General features: G+C 64.5%; 14 protein-coding genes. 6 read left to right on the forward strand and 8 right to left on the reverse strand.

Annotated features, from left to right (window positions below; all coding sequences use genetic code 11):
- Positions 1-440: 440 nt before the first annotated feature.
- Positions 441-1,439: a hypothetical protein gene (locus tag GEV05_11945; GenBank protein MPZ44095.1), complete on the forward strand. Its 999-nt coding sequence runs from the start codon at positions 441-443 to the stop codon at positions 1,437-1,439.
- A gap of 116 nt (positions 1,440-1,555) precedes the next feature.
- Here the strand turns inward: GEV05_11945 and GEV05_11950 are convergent, their stop codons facing one another.
- Both GEV05_11950 and GEV05_11955 read right to left on the reverse strand, forming a co-directional pair.
- Positions 1,556-2,524, reverse strand: a complete 969-nt coding sequence (locus GEV05_11950; GenBank protein MPZ44096.1) for a 2-dehydropantoate 2-reductase — start codon at positions 2,522-2,524, stop codon at positions 1,556-1,558.
- A 74-nt stretch (positions 2,525-2,598) separates the two neighbouring features.
- Complete coding sequence (locus tag GEV05_11955) at positions 2,599-3,609, reverse strand: type II asparaginase (protein MPZ44097.1); 1,011 nt, start codon at positions 3,607-3,609, stop codon at positions 2,599-2,601.
- A 217-nt stretch (positions 3,610-3,826) separates the two neighbouring features.
- Between GEV05_11955 and GEV05_11960 the strand changes: the two genes are divergently transcribed.
- Positions 3,827-4,801 carry a tripartite tricarboxylate transporter substrate binding protein gene (locus tag GEV05_11960; protein MPZ44098.1) on the forward strand — a complete coding sequence of 325 codons (975 nt, stop codon included), beginning with the start codon at positions 3,827-3,829 and terminating at the stop codon, positions 4,799-4,801.
- Positions 4,802-4,997: 196 nt separating this feature from the next.
- Positions 4,998-6,092, forward strand: coding sequence for a tricarboxylate transporter (locus GEV05_11965; protein ID MPZ44099.1), 1,095 nt, complete (start codon positions 4,998-5,000; stop codon positions 6,090-6,092).
- Between the two features lie 54 nt (positions 6,093-6,146).
- Here the strand turns inward: GEV05_11965 and GEV05_11970 are convergent, their stop codons facing one another.
- Both GEV05_11970 and GEV05_11975 read right to left on the reverse strand, forming a co-directional pair.
- On the reverse strand, positions 6,147-6,950 hold the full coding sequence (locus tag GEV05_11970) for an NUDIX hydrolase (protein ID MPZ44100.1): 804 nt from the start codon (positions 6,948-6,950) through the stop codon (positions 6,147-6,149).
- Between the two features lie 15 nt (positions 6,951-6,965).
- Positions 6,966-7,319 (reverse strand): FKBP-type peptidyl-prolyl cis-trans isomerase, encoded by a 354-nt coding sequence (locus GEV05_11975; protein MPZ44101.1) that lies wholly within the window; start codon positions 7,317-7,319, stop codon positions 6,966-6,968.
- Positions 7,320-7,984: 665 nt separating this feature from the next.
- On the opposite strand from GEV05_11975, the gene GEV05_11980 reads away from it, so the two are divergent.
- From GEV05_11980 to GEV05_11990, 3 genes are all read left to right on the forward strand, one after another.
- A complete protein-coding gene (locus GEV05_11980) occupies positions 7,985-9,244 on the forward strand; it encodes a TRAP transporter substrate-binding protein (GenBank protein ID MPZ44102.1) in 1,260 nt (419 codons plus the stop codon).
- Between the two features lie 62 nt (positions 9,245-9,306).
- Positions 9,307-11,277, forward strand: a complete 1,971-nt coding sequence (locus GEV05_11985; protein MPZ44103.1) for a TRAP transporter fused permease subunit — start codon at positions 9,307-9,309, stop codon at positions 11,275-11,277.
- Between the two features lie 81 nt (positions 11,278-11,358).
- On the forward strand, positions 11,359-12,324 hold the full coding sequence (locus tag GEV05_11990; GenBank protein ID MPZ44104.1) for a pyridoxal-phosphate dependent enzyme: 966 nt from the start codon (positions 11,359-11,361) through the stop codon (positions 12,322-12,324).
- Between the two features lie 88 nt (positions 12,325-12,412).
- Here GEV05_11990 and GEV05_11995 read toward each other — a convergent pair whose 3' ends face one another.
- From GEV05_11995 to GEV05_12010, 4 genes are all read right to left on the reverse strand, one after another.
- The gene (locus GEV05_11995; protein ID MPZ44105.1) at positions 12,413-12,949 is read right to left on the reverse strand and encodes a glyoxalase; all 537 of its coding nucleotides are present in this window, start codon (positions 12,947-12,949) and stop codon (positions 12,413-12,415) included.
- Between the two features lie 312 nt (positions 12,950-13,261).
- The gene (locus GEV05_12000) at positions 13,262-14,596 is read right to left on the reverse strand and encodes a hypothetical protein (protein MPZ44106.1); all 1,335 of its coding nucleotides are present in this window, start codon (positions 14,594-14,596) and stop codon (positions 13,262-13,264) included.
- Positions 14,593-15,870, reverse strand: a complete 1,278-nt coding sequence (locus GEV05_12005) for an amidase (protein MPZ44107.1) — start codon at positions 15,868-15,870, stop codon at positions 14,593-14,595. The genes GEV05_12000 and GEV05_12005 overlap by 4 nt, the downstream gene beginning before the upstream one ends.
- 109 nt (positions 15,871-15,979) lie before the next feature.
- Positions 15,980-17,656, reverse strand: a complete 1,677-nt coding sequence (locus GEV05_12010) for a hydantoinase B/oxoprolinase family protein (GenBank protein MPZ44108.1) — start codon at positions 17,654-17,656, stop codon at positions 15,980-15,982.

Here is a 17,656-nt window from a genome sequence, read left to right on the forward strand (position 1 = left end):
ACCACCACCATCGGAAGAGCTCACCCAACGCGTGAAAGCCGACTACGCGAAGATCGGCAAGCTGTTCCGTGAGGTCGGCGTGAAACTCGACTAGCGCTTTCCCCTCCTCTCTCAAGAAACCCAACCAGGTTTCTTAACCGCGCCTGCCCGCCTGCGGGGCTAATACTGCTCACAAGGAGGGGTGGCGCGAAGCGCCGGGGGTGAGGCCGGGAATTCGCGGACCATGGTCCGCGCCGGCCGAACGGCATCGGCCTGCATACCGATGCGCGCCCTGCAAGGGGTGTGGTCTGCAGTGAAAAAGAGAAACTGCTGCAATCCACCCAACCACCCCGTCCGCGACGTGCGCTCGCGTCCCGCCCCTCCTTCGCAGGAGGGGAGTCTTCGAGTAAATGTGAAGGGCACACCGCTGCTGATATGATTCCGGCGAATATTCACACCTCATGGAGCAGAAGATGAAGCTAGCCCGGCTGTTGATTCTGGCCGCCGCGGGCCTCGCTTGCGCGAGCAGCCCGGCACGCGCCGCGGAGTTCCCGTCGAGAACGGTGGAGATCGTGCCTGCCGGCAACCCGGGCGGCGGGCTCGATCTCGTCGCCCGTGCGCTGGAGCGCGCGCTGCGCGAAGAGAAGCTGTTTCCGGAAAAGTTCGTGATCAACAACATGGGTGGCGCCGGCGGCAATCTCGCCAAGAACTATATCCACCAGAAAAAAGGCAACCCGAACTTTCTCTACATCGAGTCGAACCGCATCTACACCAACCGCATCGTCGGTACCACGCCGCTCACCTATACCGATGTAACGCCCATCGCCCGGCTGATCACCGAGTACCTGGTATGGGCGGTTCTCTCGGACTCGCCCTACAAGAGCGCGAAGGACATACTGGCGAAGGTCAAGGCGGATCCCGGCTCGGTCACCTTCGGCGTGGGCACCGTGCCGAGCAACGACCAGATGAACATCCTGCGCGCGGCGATGGCGCAGGCGATCGATCCGAAGCAGGTCAAGATCGTCTCGTTCAAGGCCGGCGGCGATCTGATGATCCAGCTCCTCGGCGGTCATGTTCCGGTGATCTCCACCGGCTTGTCGGAAGCGATGGAGCAGGCGCGAGCGGGCAAGGTGCGGCTCATCGCCATCTCGGCGCCCGAGCCGCTTTCAGGAGACTTCGCCAACGTGCCGACATGGCGCTCGATGGGCATCGATCTCGCCATCCTGCACTGGCGCGGCCTGTTCGCGCCGCCGGGAATTCCGGCCGAGGCCGTCAAGTACTGGGATCAGACCCTGCCGAAGCTGGTCAAGAGCGATTCGTGGAAGAAGATCCTCGCCAAGTACCAGTGGTTCGACGCCTACGCGCCTTCGGCCGAGTTCCGCAAGGCGCTCGCGGAAGAGAACAAGGCTTACGAGCAGATCCTCACGCAGCTCGGCATGGCCAAGGGCGTGAAGAAATAACCGGCGGGCGGTCAAGCCACGATGGGAAAGAGGGGCATCGCGCCCCTCTTTTTTTGCCTGCGCCAAGCGGCCCGCAGGAGGCATGGCAGTTCGTACACGGCGCGCTGGAAGTTGGGCTAGTTCGGCGCCCCGTTCGCATGCAGCTTCAGCGCAGCGTACATCACCGAGAACACCGGGGTCGGCATCCCCAGCTGCTTGCCCAGGGCTACCACCTTGCCGCCGAGCCACGGCAATTCGAGGCGGTTGCCGCGCAGCAGGTCGACCGCCATCGAGGGCATCATCGCCGGCGGAAAATTGTGCGTTGCCTTTTCCATCCGGGCCTGCATGTCGGGCGGCAGTTTCACGCCCAGCGCACGACCCAGCGCGATGACCTCGGCGAAGCTCGCGCTGAACAACGCCCTCACATCCGCATCCTCGGACAGCTTGCCGAACGGCAACCGGATCAGCGACACCACCGAGCTGTTCACCGCGAGCAGGACGAATTTTTCCCACAGCGCCGTCTGGATCGCGTCGGTGAGCGTCACGTCGAAGCCGGCCTTCTGACACATCGATTGAAACGCCGTTGCGCGCTCGCTCGCGCGTCCGTCCAGCTCGCCGAACACGATCTTCATGAACGTGCCGGTCTGGCGGATGACGCCGGGCTGATCGATGGTCGCGCTGATCTGCGCCACGCCGCCCATGATCGCGTCGCTGCCCAGAATGGGAATCAGGCGCTCGGCCGCATCGATGCCGTTCTGCAACGGAATCACCGCTGTATCCGGTCCGACCAGGCTCTTGATCGCCGCGCCGGCGCTTTCGACGTCCCAAAGCTTCACGCAGAAGAGCACCACGTCCACGACGCCGATTGCGGCGGGGTCATCGGTTGCTTTGCACGGATGGACGTGCCTATCCCCGCGCGGGCTTACAACCCGCAGCCCGTTGGCTCGCATCGCTTCCAGATGCGCCCCGCGCGCGAGGAAGGTCACGTCCGCCCCTGCCTGCGCCAGCGCCGCGCCGAACGCGCCGCCCACCCCGCCGCTACCGATGACTGCAATACGCATTGCTCTCTCCGTGATGCCGGTTGTGATGCCGGCCATGGTCTGCATGAATGCTGCTGTTTCGCAGTCGCGCTTTGAATCGCAAGGCGCCCGGCCGCCTTGCGATCGATCAAAGCGCGGCGCTAATACTGCGAGAAGATTCGTCTCAGCTCGTCCAGGTCGCTCGTTCGTGCGAGCGCAAGCATGAGCAGTATGCGGGCTTTCTGCGGGCTCAAGTTGTCGGCGGGAACGATACCGAGCTGATCGAATTCCGCTCGCCCGATGACACGCCCGTTGCCGACTCGGCTCGCCCGAACGAAAACCGTTCCGAGTGAGCGCGCGATCGCTTGCCTCACGGCTTCCTTCTCCCGCTCCGAGAGCGAGCCGGCGCCGGTGGCCGCGAAAACGATGCCTCGCACGCCGGCCTTCTGCAGTGCGTCGATGATGAGCGGCGTGCTGGCCTCGACGCACGAGTAGACGATCTCGACCTTCGGCAACGCTTCTCCTATCGTGTCCAGCCTGAACTCCGAGCGCACGGTGTGCCGCTTGTCGGACGAGCGATAGAACACCACCTTGTCCTGATCGACGTAGCCAAGGAAGCCGAGCTCGCCGGAGCGGAACGTCTCCAACCGGTAGGTGTTGCTCTTCGTTACGTCGCGTGCGGCGTTGATCTCGTCGTTCAGCACCACCAGCACGCCTCGGCCGCGGGAATCGCGGCACGCCGCGACGCGCACGGCATTGACGAGATTGAGCGGACCGTCCGCGCTCAACGCGGTGGGAGGACGTTGAGAGCCGACCAGCACGACCGGGCGATCATGCCCGACGGTCAGATCGAGAAAATACGCGGTCTCTTCTATGGTGCTGGTGCCATGCGTGATCACCACGCCCGCGACCTGCGGCTCGGTGGCGAATATCGCATCGATGCGTTGCGCGAGCGTGCGCCAATGCGCGAACGTGATATTCGAGCTGCCGACATTGCAGATCTGCTCGACGCGCACGCGTGCGAACTGTTCCAGCTCCGGGACCGCTTCTACCAGCTCCTGGCCGAGCAGCGAACCCGCCTTGTATTCCGACAAGCTCATAGTCGAACCGCCGCGGCCAGCGATCGTACCGCCGGTCGAGAGCACGACGGCGATGGGGAGATGTTGATTCATGGCGATGTGGCGACGCGGGGGAAGGGCAATGATAGACCGAACGCATAGCCGAACGCGACCGCTTGCCGTTTTGCGCCCGCTTGCCGTTTTGCGCCCGCTTGCCGTTTTGCGGCCGCTTTCCATTTGCGGCCGGCGGGCGTATGTTGCCGGCTCGTTTCGTCCATTCGCAAAGGTTCGTGCTGCCTCCGGTTAACCTGCCAGCGAGAAGGAGTTCGTCATGCGTTCCTTCGTACATATTTTGCCGCTCGTCGCTGCCGTCGTTGCCGCACCCTCCGTACCGGCTCAAACCTCGAACTATCCCACCAAACCGATCCGCATCATCGTGCCGTTCACGCCGGGGAGCGCGACCGATCTGCTGGCGCGCATGTACGGCACGAAGTTCATCGATGCCTGGGGCCAGCAGGTCGTGATCGACAACCGCTCCGGCGCGGGCAGCACGATCGGCACCGCGATCGTCGCAGGCGCGACGCCCGATGGCCATACGCTACTGCTCAACTCCTCGGCGTTCGCCGGCTCGGCTTCGATCTATCCCAAGCTGCCTTACGATCCGCACAAGGATTTCATTCCGATCTCGCTGATTGCAGCCAATCCGCTGCTGCTGGTAGTTGCCCCGTCGCTCGGCGTCAAATCGGTCAAGGACCTCGTGGCCATGGCGAAAAGTCAGCCCGGCAAACTGACGTTCGCATCCTCCGGCATCGGCAGCGGAACGCACTACGGCGGCGAGTTGTTCGCGCAGACGGCGAAGATCAGCGTGGTGCACGTGCCTTACAAGGGCACGCCCGAGACCATTACCGACACGGTATCGGGGCGCATCCATTACGCGGTGCCGCCGATTCTCGCCGCCTTGCCTCTGGTGCGAGAGGGACGACTGATCGCCTTGGGCGTGACGTCGCCGGAACGCTCCGCGCTGCTGCCGGACGTGCCCACGGTCGCCGCGGCCGGGGTGCCGGGGTACAAGTACGAGGGCTGGTTCGGTATCCTCGCCCCGGCCAAGACGCCGGTCCACGTGGTGGAAAAGATCGGCCGCGAAGTCACCCGCATCGCCGCGATGAAGGATATCAAGGACAGGATCGCTGCGATGGGCGGGCGCTCCTGGCCCAGCACGCCGGCGGAATTCGAGCACCTCATCCGCAGCGAGATCGAAACGCGCGGCAAGGTGTTCAGGAAAGCCGGCGTGAAGCCGGTCTCGTGAGACTGAGCGCCGGCTGATGCTCGGCCTCGCGTGTTCGTGTTCGTGGTCGCCGGCGTGGCGCGGCAGCGAGGGTGGCGGGCGTGAGCACGCGTTTGGCTCCAATCCGACCCGTTCATGGCCGTTTATGTCTAATATTCGGAACCCGTCTCCGATTTCGTTCCAGAAGGTGAGACGGCATGAACAGGAGAAAATCGCAGTGTCACTTCTATCGATGACAGGCAGTCTGGTTGTAGCGGCGGTTGCGTGCTTCACCGCTTTGTCGGCGTCGGAAGCATCCGCCCAGAAGGTCGATTTCTCGGGCAAGCGCATCGAGATCATCGTGCCGTTCGCCCCCGGCGGGGGCTCGGACGTTTATACCCGGGCGCTCGCACCCTACTTCGAGAAATATCTTCCCGGCAACCCGACGATCATCGTGCGCAACGTCCCGGGCGCGCGCTCGATTCCCGGCGCCAATCAGTTCCAGGAGCGCGCGAAACCGGACGGCACCCACGTGATGATCGTGTCGGCCACCACGGTCGCCAGCTTCGTGTTCGATCGGTCCAAGGTCAAGTTCCAGCTGGACAAGTGGGAACCGCTGCTGCTCTCTCCCCAAGGCATGGTCGCCTACGCCTCACCGTCGCTCGGCATCGCCGGCCCGAAGGACCTGCCCAAGCTGAAAGGCCAGCAGCTGGTGTTCGGCGGGCAAAGCGCGAACTCCGGCGAGCTGCGCTTCATCATGACGCTGCATTTGCTCGGGTTCAAGGTCAATCACGTCTGGGGCCTGAATCGCGGGCCGGTGCGCCTCGCGTTCGAGCGCGGCGAATTCAACGTGAACTACGATTCGATGCCCGGCTATCTCGGCAATGCGGTGCAACTGGTCAAGGCGGGCAAGGCGGTACCGCTTTTTACGGCCGGGATCATCAACGATAAAGGCGAGCTGGTGCGCGATCCGAATGCCCTCGACCTGCCTCATTTTGCGGAAGCCTACGAGATGGTGCAGGGCAAGAAGCCGTCCGGGCCCGGCTACGACGCATGGATCTCGGTATCGAAGATGAATACCATGATGAACAAGGGCATCTTCCTGCCGACAGGCACACCCAAGCCGGTGCTCGACGCTTGGCGCACGGCAATCGAGAACATCCTCAAGGATCCCGAGTTCGACAAGGTCGCCGGCAAGGTGATCGAAGGCTATCCGCAGTTCGTCGGCGATGCGGCCAAGCCCATCATCAAGGACGCGATCACTTTCTCGCCCGAGGCGTGGGACTGGCTCAAGGACTACTTCAAGACCGAGCATAAGGTGGCGCTGCAGTAACAGCTTGCCGAATGCCGCCCTCGCCTCGGGCGGAGGGCGGCATCGGCTGCACGGCTACGGCGGGTCGGAAACCTCGAACAGCTCGCCGCCGTAGTCGGCCTCCAGCGGAAGTCGCAGGACGCGCATACCATCGCCGATCCGCTCCTGCCTGGTCATGACGGTCACCACCCGGCTTGCACGCGCCGCATCCATTGCCGGCGCCGACAACGCGTGGCGGCCGAGTTTCTGCAGGTTCATCTGCGTCGGGAACCGCAGCTGGTAGACGCCAGCCCGGGCGCGTTCCAGCGCGCTGCCGGGGGTAATCCAAACTGAATCCACCGCCTCGTGGCCATCGTGCAGGGCAACCTGATCCGACGGCGCGGCTGCGAGGAAGAAATGCGTGTCGAAGCGCTTGGCAGAGCGCTCCGGGGTGATCCAGTTCGCAAAGTAAACCATCGTCTCGGGCGCGAGCACCAGATTCTCTTGCGCGAGCATGGTGCCGAAGCTGCGACCGCCGCGGGTCATCGCGGCACGGTGCGTGGCCTCGATGTCTCGCAGGCGAGCAGCGCTGACCAGCGCTCCTTGCCCGCGTGCACGCGCAAGCAGCACGCCGCATTCTTCGAACGTCTCGCGCACGGCGGCCACGCGCAACGCCGCCGTGGCCGCATCCATGCCGTCCTGCGTTGGAAACACCGCCGCATCGCCGGCGAGGTCGTAATCCTCGGGGTCCACCCGTCCGCCCGGAAACACCAGCGCACCGGCGTGAACATCGCTCTGGTGATGACGAACGATCATGAACACTTCCATGCCTCGCACGCCATCGCGCAACAACATCACTGTCGCCGCCGGCTGCGGCTTCTGAATCGGATCGCTTCCCATGGTGCGAACGTCTCGTCAGACCCCCAGCAGCTCCACCTCGAACAGGAGCGTGGCATTCGGCGGAATCACCCCGCCCGCGCCGCGTGCGCCATATCCGAGTGCAGCCGGAATGATCAGCCGACGCGTCCCGCCGACCTTCATGCCGGCCACGCCCTCGTCCCAGCCGCGAATCACCTGTCCCGCGCCGAGCGGAAAATCGAACGGCTCGCCCCGGTCCTTGCTCGAATCGAACTTGGCTCCGATCTGATCGTTCTCGTACAACCAACCGGTGTAATGCACGCTGACATGCTGGTCGGCTGCCGCCGCGTCTCCCGAACCGACGACAAGATCCTCGAATTGCAGGCCGGAAGCGGTGGTCGTGTAAGGCATGCGGAAAGCTCCTCTGGAAAATCTGTCACGACATTGCACAGGCACGCGCGGGCCCTCGCGGGGCCGACCGGCCCGGGCAATCAATTCGGCCGATGCGCCTGCAGGAAAGTCCGGATGTGCCGTACCGCGAACGCGGTGTTCTCCTTCGTATCCTTCCACGGAAAGAGACTCACCTGCGCGTTGGGCGCGAGCCGCGCCATTTCCATGGCGGTGGCATAGGGATGAGGCGGCGTGTTGTCCGGCAGCACGAGCAGCGGCGTCTGACAGTTGCGTACGAAATCGCGCGACACGGTGAGCACGAAGTCGACGTCGCCGTACATCCGGGTGAGGAATTTCGACACCCAAGTGTTCGAGCAGCCCGAGCTGATCGTCGGTATGCATGTTCCAAGGCTGCTCGGTATCGAGCGGGCCGGTCGTTTCGCCACCGTTGGCGTTGCGCAGATCCATGGCGATGCAGCGGTACTCGCCCTTGAATTCGGCCATCGCGTCGAAGGGGCCGTTGGCGTAGGTCACCTTCGAGTCCAGGCCTCCGCCGTAGATGATGAACAGCGGGAAGCCGGAACCGGCTTGCTCGTAACGAATGCGGGCGTTACCTCTTTCGTAGAACGGCATGCGGATCTCCTCGGCTGAGCAGGTACTGAATAGTAAGCGACCGGAGGCGACCGGTGTTGGCGCGAGCTGAGAAGCCGCCGGTCTCGCACAGGGCAAGCGCTTCGCGCCTGATGCCGGGATGGCCTCTTTCCTCTCGATGTCGTTTTCATACTCGTCGCGCCAAGACCCTGTGCCGGACCGACCTCTCAGCTTACGTTGTTCCTCGCCCTCTATCCCCTGCGCCGCGCCCACACTACAATGGGCACGCGGGAGAGCCACCAGCGGCTCTCGACATCATGGAGGAGGATTCGGCAATGTTGCGGCGTTCGTTCGTTGTTTTGGTCGCTTCCCTGGCGGCGTTGTGGAGTGCTGCGGGGTGGGCGCAGGTCAAGGAAATTCCCTGGGGCACCTCGGCGGTGGGCTCGGCCGGGCACAAGGGGCTGGTTGTGTTCGCCGAGCTGCTGAACCGGGAGATGCCGAAATACCGGATCACGGTGCAGCCCACGCCGGGTGCGATCGTGTCGGTCAAGGGTTACGCCACCGGCCAGTTCGAGGGCTACTACGGCTCCGACATCGCCTTCTACGAGATGGCCAACGACATCAAGCGCTTCAAGGGTTTCAAGAGCAACATCAAGCGCCAGCCGCTGCAGTCGCTGTGGGTGTTCACCACCGACATGGGCATCGCGGTGCACGTGCGCGACAAGGACAAGTACAAGAGCTGGCACGATCTGGCGGGCAAGGCGCTCTTCACCGGCATGCCGCCATGGGACACCCGTGCCCAGCTCGAGCGGATTTTCGAGACGCTCGGCATCAAGTACAACTACCGCCAGGTCGACCTGTCCGCCGCCGGGTCGTTGCTGCAAAGCGGCCGCATCGATGGCTTCGGCCTGTACACCAATGGCGAAGCCTCGATCCCGCCGTGGATCGCCGAGGCCTCGTTGACCACCGACTGGGCGGTCGTCAACCCGAGTGCGGCGGAAGTCGCCGCGCTCAAGAAAGCCGGCTTCGCGGTGATCGAGGTCAAGCATGAAGTGTTCAAGCGCGACATCCATGCCGACAAGGCGATCCTGATGCCGTTCTACTACGGCTACCATGTCGGCCTCGATGTTCCCGAAGCCGACGTGTACCAGATGCTCAAGGTGGTCGAGAAGAACGCCGCCGAGCTGGCCAAGGCCGATGCCTCGTTCGCCCAGATCGCCAAGGATATGGCCGGCTTCCAGCGCCGCGGCGTCGAGTCGTCGGTGAACCTGGTGCCGGTGCACCCGGGGCTTGCGAAGTACATGCGCGAGAAGGGCGTCTGGGACGCGAAGTGGGACGCCCGGGTCGCAAAGTAGCCGACCCCTCGACGTTGAATTGAAATTCGCGGCAGGCGCGCGCGCCTGCCGCCGAGATTCGCATGGATGCCACCTCCGCCCAGCCTGGTTCTAGCGCGCCCGCGCCGCGGCAGCACGCCATCGCCAACGGTCTCTACCTTCTGACGGCGATCTGCTTCTTCGTCTACCTGTTCGTCTATTACTGGACCGCCGAGGGCGGGCCGGTGCTGCTCGCGCTGGTGCTGGTGCCGGTCACCTTCGTGCTCATGACGCTGGACGATCTGCGCAAGAACGACCTGTATCCGCGGCTGCCGCCCATCGTCAGTTGGCTCATCGCGGCGGTCTACATCGCCATCTCGCTCGCCGTGGCCGTGTACATGTTCGTCGAGTACGAGGAAATCGGCACCGTGCGCGCCGGCGTGTGGAGCGCGCCCGATCTCATCATGGGATCGTTGATGGCGCTGTTGATCATGGAGTACACGCGCCGGCGCCACATGGCGCTGTTCGTGCTGAACATCTTCCTCATCCTCTACGCGGTGTACGGCTCGGTGGTGCCCGGCATGTTCTTTCATCCGGGGTTGAGCTGGGAGCGCATTGCGAGCGCAATGAGCGTGGAGATGTCCACTGGCGTCTTCTCCAACCTGCCGCAGCTCGCATTGACGCTGATCGGCTCCTTCATCCTGGTGCTCGCCGCATTGCGCGCGTTCGGCTGCGTGGACTCGATCCTGAGGCTATCCAAGCAGGTTGCCGTGCGCTCGCCGCACGCCCTGCCCCAATCCGCGGTGCTCGGCTCGATGGCCGTGGGCACTGTGAGCGGCAGCGGCGCCGCCAATGCGATCACCGTAGGCTCGGCGACCATCCCGGCGATGATCGGCGCCGGCATGCCGCGACCGGTTGCGGCCGGCATCGAGACCGCCTCGTCGCTCGGCGGCCAGCTGATGCCGCCGGTGATGGGCATCGCCGCCTTCCTCATGGCGGAATTCCTGGGTCGCAGCTATTTCGACGTAGTCGCGCGCGGTTATGCGCCGGCGATCATCTATTACCTTGGCGTGAGCGTATCGGTCTACCTGCTCTCGACGCGCTACCGTGCGCAGCTCGGCACCGTCGTGGCAGAGGTCATGCGTTGGTCGGACTGGACCAACATCGGCGCCTTCGTCGCGGTCGTCGGCGGGCTGATCGGCATCATGGCCGTATTGCACCTGGCGCCCATGTTCGCCGCAATTTATGTCTTTCTCGGCGTCGGTGGCGCCCTGGTGGTGGCGCACGTGATCGCCACCGCGCGCGCACCCGGCCGGCCTTGGCGCAATCTCGCCGGCACGCTCAGGCGCTTCGTCGACTATTTTGCCGAGATGACCGCCGATCTGACGCTGCTGCTGGCCACACTGTCGATCATGACCGGCGCGCTGGTCATCACCGGTGTGCCGACCAAGGTGGGCTCTCTTTTGATCGCGGCGGCGGGAGTCAACCTGGCGGCGATGGTGGTCGTCGCTTTCTTCTTCGGCGCGTTGCTCGGCATGGGGCTGCCGCCGGCGCCGACCTACATCGTCACCGCGCTCGTCATCGTGCCGCCGTTCATCAAGATCGGCGTGGATCCATGGGTCGTTCACTTTTTCGCGTTCTTCGTCGCGGTCTGGGGCGAGGTGACGCCACCCACGTCGGTATCGGCCGCGGTAACCTCGAAGATCGCGGAAACCTCCTTCATGCACACGCTCTACCACGCCCTGACGATCTGTGTCTCGTTGTTCATCCTGATGGCCGGCGTCTTTACGCGCCCGGAGCTGGTGGTGGAACCCGGCTGGGCGCAGATCGGAGCGATGTTGCTGATCGCAACCGCGACCGTCGGCATCACCTTCAGCATCCAGGCAAGGTTCGCGCAACGTGCCGCGATCGACGTGCCGGTGAGAGTCGGGCTCGCAGCCTGCGCGCTCCTGGCGTTGTTGCATCCCGACCGGCAGCTGGCCTGGCTCGCCTGCGTGCCAGTCGGCCTCATCGTCGGCTACTGGGTGCTGAGACGGCGCAATGTCCCGGTGCTCGCGGCGGCCGAGGCTCGCTGAAGGCATCGACTGCGCCCTTGCAGGAACGTCACGACGGTTGCCTTGCCACGTTCTCGATGGAGATGAGAGGATACTCACTCCATGAACGAGTATCCGCTGCCCGTATTTCGCGACGTGCTTGCCGCGCGCAGCCGCATCGCGCCCTATCTGCGGCCGACGCCGCTGTACAGCTACCCGGCATTGAACGAGCTGCTTGGCACGCGGGCGTACGTCAAGCACGAAAACCATCAGCCGGTCGGCGCCTTCAAGGTACGCGGCGGCGTCAATCTGGTTGCGCAAATGACCGCGGCCGAACGGCAGCGCGGATTGATCAGCGCTTCGACCGGAAATCACGGCCAGTCCATCGCCTATGCCGGTCAGCTGTTCGGTGCGCGCGTCCTGATCGTGGTACCGGAAGGCGCCAATCCGGGCAAGGTAGCCGCCATGCAAGGCATGAGCGCCGAGGTCATCTTTCACGGCGCAAAATTCGAGGAGGCCGTGCAGCACTGCGAGTCCTTGGCCCGTCAGCATGGCTATCGCTATGTGCACGCCGCCAACGAACCGCTGTTGATCGCAGGTGTGGGAACGCACACGCTGGAGATCCTGCTGGAGGAGCCGGACATCGAAGTGGTAATCGTTCCACTGGGCATGGGTAGCGGAGTCGCTGGCGCGTGCATTGCCGCACACGGCATCAACCCGCTCGTGCAGGTGATCGCGGTGCAGTCGGAGGCTTCGCCCGCGGGCTACGAATCCTGGAAGCAGCAGGCTCTGGTCGCCGCACCCAATCGCACCTTTGCCGAGGGCATCGCAACCGGCAGTGCTGCCGAGCTCACACAGCACGTCATGCGCGAACACCTGCACGATTTCGTGTTGGTGAGCGACGACGAGATCCGGCAAGCGATGGTATGGATGATCGAGCGCGCTCACACGCTGGCGGAAGGCGCCGGTGCGGCGCCGCTGGCGGCGGCCTATCGGATGCGTGCAGAACTACGCGGCAGGAAGGTAGCGCTCATCTGCTCGGGCGGCAATTCCTCACTGGAACACTTGCGGCAGGCACTGGCGCTATAGGCGGGCCACCGATTGGCAGCCCGCCCGACGTCTATGCGCAGCACCTGAAGCGGAAGATCGACAAGTACGCCAAGGTGGCGCGGCTCGGTCAGCAGCGGATGCCGTCGCGCTGGAACTGCTCGCGCTGCTTCTCGAAAGATTCCGGATCCCGATGGCCGGTCGCGCCGTGGATCTTCACGTCGGCTTCTATATCCCGCAGGATCTCGTCGACCGGACGGTTGATGTCGATGGCAACGCCGTAAGGCTGCCGCGCCTGGAACGGCGTGGTCCAGTACACCTCGATATGGTTGTCTTCCGGGTCGTAGAAGTACAGTCCGACCGCGTTGCCGTGCGAGGTGATGCGGGAGAACTTGACGTTGTTCTCCTTGAACCGGCGGTAGTAGGCGATGACGTCCTCGAGCTTTTCGCAGCTGAACGACACCTGCTGCACACTCGTATGCTGTCCGGGCTGGGTCGCACGGAATACGACGAATTCATGATGCTCTCGCTCGGGATCGGACGTCATGAATGCGGCGTTGGCCGTCTGGTCGCTAATGTGCAGGCCGAGAACGTTCGAATAGAAATCGCGCACCTGGTCGAAATCCTTGGCCCAGATGCCGACGTGACCGAGTTTCCTGATTGCCATGGCAGCGCCCCCGTTGGAAGTTCGCCAAAAGAATTGAGCGCAGGTCGGGTTTTCAGCACCCTCGAACAATGCGACTGTCCCGCGCGGGCATTAGCTTACTCGCCGCGGCGCTGCATTCCAAGCGCATGCCGAAAGCTCGGTAAAGGGCGCCGATCGGCCTCGTCGCATGACTGCATCCGAGCGTGCAGCCAGCCCGGATATTTCATCAGGCCGGCCCGGATCGAAACCAAATGCTTTGCGTAACGAAGTGATTGAGCTAATGATCGCCACCTCCAATTTGATCATCGGCCTGCACGGGATGAAATATCCGGGCTAGCCGAAGCTGCGCCTGCGTTGCCAGGCCGCCAGCGCGAGCCCGGCAAGGAACAGCACCCAGATTTCCGGCTCGGGCACCGCTGCGGCCATCTCGCCCCCGAGGATCGAATGGATTTGCGTGGTGGGATGAAGATCGTCCCAGAACAGGAAGGTCGCTTGCGTCTGCGGATCGCCTGCGCACGCCGGCACCGAGAGGCAAGCCAGCGTGACTTCCGCAGCGCCGGGATCTCCGCCGGAAAACTCGGCGAAGGTTTCCTGCGACAGCCCGAAGGTATCGAGGCCGTGGATCGTAGCGCCCGCAAGGCTGGCGCGCAGACCGCTCAGCGCCGCATCCAGAGTGTTGTTGAAGGACATCGTGAGGCCAGTCGCCGGTGCGCTCAACCCGGCGGACGTTGCCCGAGGCGTCAGCCCCAAGTCCGCCATGTTGGGGATCAGGAAGTGGCGTGCACCATTGCCATAGAGCTGCCCTGCCTCGTTCGACAGGTTGGTCACGGCATTGGCGATCGCGGCGACCGGATCGAAGGTGCCGGGATTGGCAAGGCCCGACACGAAATCATTCGGTCCACCCCAAAGCACGTAGAGCGCGTTCGAATCGGCTGCACCCGCTTGCGCGACGTAGCTCTGAACCTGGGAGCGCATGCCGGACAGGCCGAGCGCTCCCGGCGCTTCGCCCAATGCACCATCGTCCCAGATGTTGGCCGTGCCGGTCGTCGCGCCCGCCTGGGCGAAATTGCGCAGGGGCGTCCTCAGGCGCTGCGCTAGATATTCGACCGCGACGGGCCCGTTGGACTGTCGGCCATCGGCATAAAGCTGATCCGGTGGAAACGGCAGCAACGGATTGTTGGGATAGCCTTGAGTGAGACGGTAGACGTTGCCATCGTCGGAAAGGCTGTCTCCGAATACGACGATCTCGGAAAATGCGTCGGCCTTGCCGACGCCAAGCGCCAAGCTACAGCCCGCGATTACACACAGCGCCGCTTTCAGAGTGTGTCGACGCATGCTGTCCTCCGAGTGCCGGTCGTCCATTCGCAAGTAACACACCCGGGCCGAAAGCACGCCCGAGCACCTTCGCGGCAATCGGTGTATAAATGTCGGCACCCAGCGCGACCGGAGGAAAAGGGCATGCACGCCATCAAACATCGCCCCATCGAAGGAGCCTGCGCCTGGACGGGCGCCGAGCTGCGGAACAGGACGGACTGGATTCGCCCGTTCGAGCCCGCGGAACTGGCCGAGATCGATGCCGCGGTGCGCGCGGTGCAAGGCCGCGGGCTGGGTTGCGGGCTGCGTGACGTCGGACGGGGTCGACCGCGCCGTCGAATCCTCCTCGCTCAATCGCTCAGCGCACGCTCGATCCACGCGGCATGCGCGAGCAATGCGGCGTCGCGCCGGTAGGCGCCGATCAGTTGTAATCCCATCGGCAGGCCGTTCGGGCCATGGAAAGCCGGCAGGTTCAGCGCCGGCGCATGCAATGCCGTCCATATTCGGTGAAAGCTCGAGTCGCCGGTGTTCTCGTGGCTGCGAGGTGCCTCTCCGGGCACGCTTGGAGTGAGTAGCACATCGTATTGCGCGAACAGCTCCCGCAGCAGCGCTTTGCACTGAAAGATCACATCCTGCGCCCGCGCGTACTGTTCGTAGGTGCAGCGTGCGGCATGCGTGAGCCGTGCCTGCAGGCTCGACGAAAGCTGCGCCCAATGATGCATCCGCTCGTGAGCAAAACCGCGCCATGCTTCGTAGTCGTTCACCTGGCGTTGCGCAACGAAGGCATCGACGAACGGCTGCGGCAGTCGAAGCTCGGCGACCGGCGCGCCGGCACGGGCGAGGCGGGCGCAAGCCTCGTCGAAGGCACGCTCCATGGCCGGATCGAGCGCAGGCCAGGCCGGCATGCGGGCAGCCGCGATGCGCGGAGCAGCCGATGTCGTCAGCGGCGGGACCGCGCACGCGGTGAGTGCCGAAAGCATGTGTGCGAGGTCGCTCAGGCTGCGAGCAAAAAGTCCGATCGTATCCTGCGACTCTGCCAGCGGCTTCATGCCTGCGCGGTTCACGAGATTGAAGCTCGGCTTGTACCCCAGCACCCCGCAGAACGCAGCAGGCCGCAAGGTCGAACCGCCCGTCTGCGTCCCGAGCGCCAGGGGGGTCATGAAATCCGCCACTGCCGCCCCCGATCCGCTGGAAGACCCGCCGGGGGTATGCTCCAGATCGTGCGGGTTGCGCGTTCGCGACCAGTGAAAGCCCGCAAGCTCGACGGTGACGGTCTTGCCCAGGAGGACCGCGCCCGCCTCCCGCAGCAAGGCCACCGCGGCGGCGTCCGCACGCGGCCGATGGCCTGCATAGATGGACGAGCCGTACTGCGTGGGCATATCGTGCGTGTCGATCACATCCTTCACGCCGAAAGGAATACCGTGTAGCGGACCGCGCGGCGCTGTGCGGTCGCAAGCGCGTGCCTGCGCGAGCACGCCCTCGCGATCGACGTGCTCCCATGCCTGCACGTCCTTGTCGCGCGCTTCGATCCGGGCAAGACAGGCCTGCGCGATTTCGACCGCGCTCGCTTGCTTGGCGGCGATGAGGCGCCCGAGATCCGTTGCCGTGCGCTGGTTGAGCGGTACCATCGACCGAAAGCTCTCAAGGGCGCCGGTCGTCAAGGCTTCCGGAGCCAGCGTGAACTGAGGCAAGGACACCTGCGCGCCCCATCTGCAACAAGCAAGACCTGACCCCGGTTCAGCGAAGCCCGTAACGCTGGCGTGCGGCCGCCGGGCTCACCTTGCCGTTGGCGACATCGCCTGCGACGCCGTGGCGCCGCTCCGGATTGCCGTAGCCTCCGCCACCCGGGGTTTCCACGATCACGCGATCGCCCTTGTTGAGCACGGTGAGCGCCTTGGAGGGGATCACTTCCTCGCGTCCGTCGGCGCGACGTATCACCGAATACGCCGAAGCCCCCGGCAGCCCGCCGTCCAGACCCGGGGCCGCGCTGAAATGCCGCTCGCCGCGATGCGTGAAGGTCACGCCGTCGGCGAGAACTTCGTACTCACGGATGACGCCTAAGCCCCCGCGATACTGTCCTGCCCCGCCCGAATCCGTGCGCAGCGCAACGCGATGCAGGCGCAGCGGCGCATCCATCTCGAGCGCTTCGGCCGGCAGGTTCATGCAGTTGCTCGCGTCGGTGTCGACCACGTCGACGCCATCCCGGTCGCGCGCGGCTCCGCTGCCGCCGGCGATGAGCTCACCCACGATGAAGCGCTCGCCGCTCGCCCGCCGTCCGGCAAATGCCACCACAAGCAAGGTCCCGGCGGACGGGGCGGCCACCCGGTCGGGCAGGACGGAGGCCAACGCGCTCACCATGCAGGTCGCGATGCGCTTGATCGTGGACGTGCGTGCGTTGACCGGGGCCGGCTCCTCGGGATTGACGAGCGAGCCCTTCGGCAGCTTCAAGCTGACCGGCCGGAAGCAACCGCCGTTGGTGGGGATGCTCGCATCGGTCAGCACGCGCACTGCGAAATAGGCTGCGGCCTGCGAGCCCGAGGGTACGCAATTGAGCGGGCCGTCGAGCTGCGGATCGGTCCCCGCGAGGTCGAACTCGATGGCGCCGTCGCGCACGGTCACCGCAACCTCGATGCGCACGGGCGTTTCGAGGTGGATGCCGTCGTTGTCGAGGTGATCCACGTAACGATAGGAGCCTGCGGGAATCGTGCCGAGCGCCTGGCGCGTCATCGTTTCGGAGCGGTCCAGAAGCTCCTCGAACACCGCCATGAGGAACTCGGCACCGTACTGGTCGGCGAGCTCCTGCAGCCGGCGCGCACCCACGGTGCATGCCGCGAGCTGCGCGTTGAGATCACCCATGAGCGTATCGGGCAAGCGGCTGTTCTGGCGCAGGATGGCGACCAGCGTTTCGTTGTACTCGCCAGCGATGCGGAACTTCAGCGCCGGAATCCGCAATCCTTCCTGGTAGATCTCGGTGGCTGCGGGCGGGAGCGACCCCGGCGAAAAGCCGCCGATGTCGCCGTGGTGCGTCATCGTGGCGCTCAATGCGATCACGCGCCCGCGATGGAACACCGGCGTCATGATCGCAATGTCGGGCAAATGCGTGCCGCCGCAGTATGGATCGTTCAGGATGTAGGCGTCCCCCTCGCGCATAGTGGGTATCGGATATTTCTCCACCATCGTCCTGAGCGCCGGGATCAGCGTGGCGAGGTGGACCGGAATCGCGCACGCCTGGGCGAGGGTCTCGCCGTTGACCGTGAAGAGGCTCGCGGAGGTGTCGAGCCCCTCCTTCACGATCGGCGAAAACGAGCTCTTGAGCAGCGTCAGCTCCATCTCGTTGGCGATGCCTTCGAGCTTGTTGCGGATCACCTCGGTCGTGATCGGATCGACGACTTCGGCGCGAGTGAATGTGTTCAT

The organism is Betaproteobacteria bacterium (assembly GCA_009377585.1).
Lineage (GTDB): Bacteria > Pseudomonadota > Gammaproteobacteria > Burkholderiales > WYBJ01 > WYBJ01.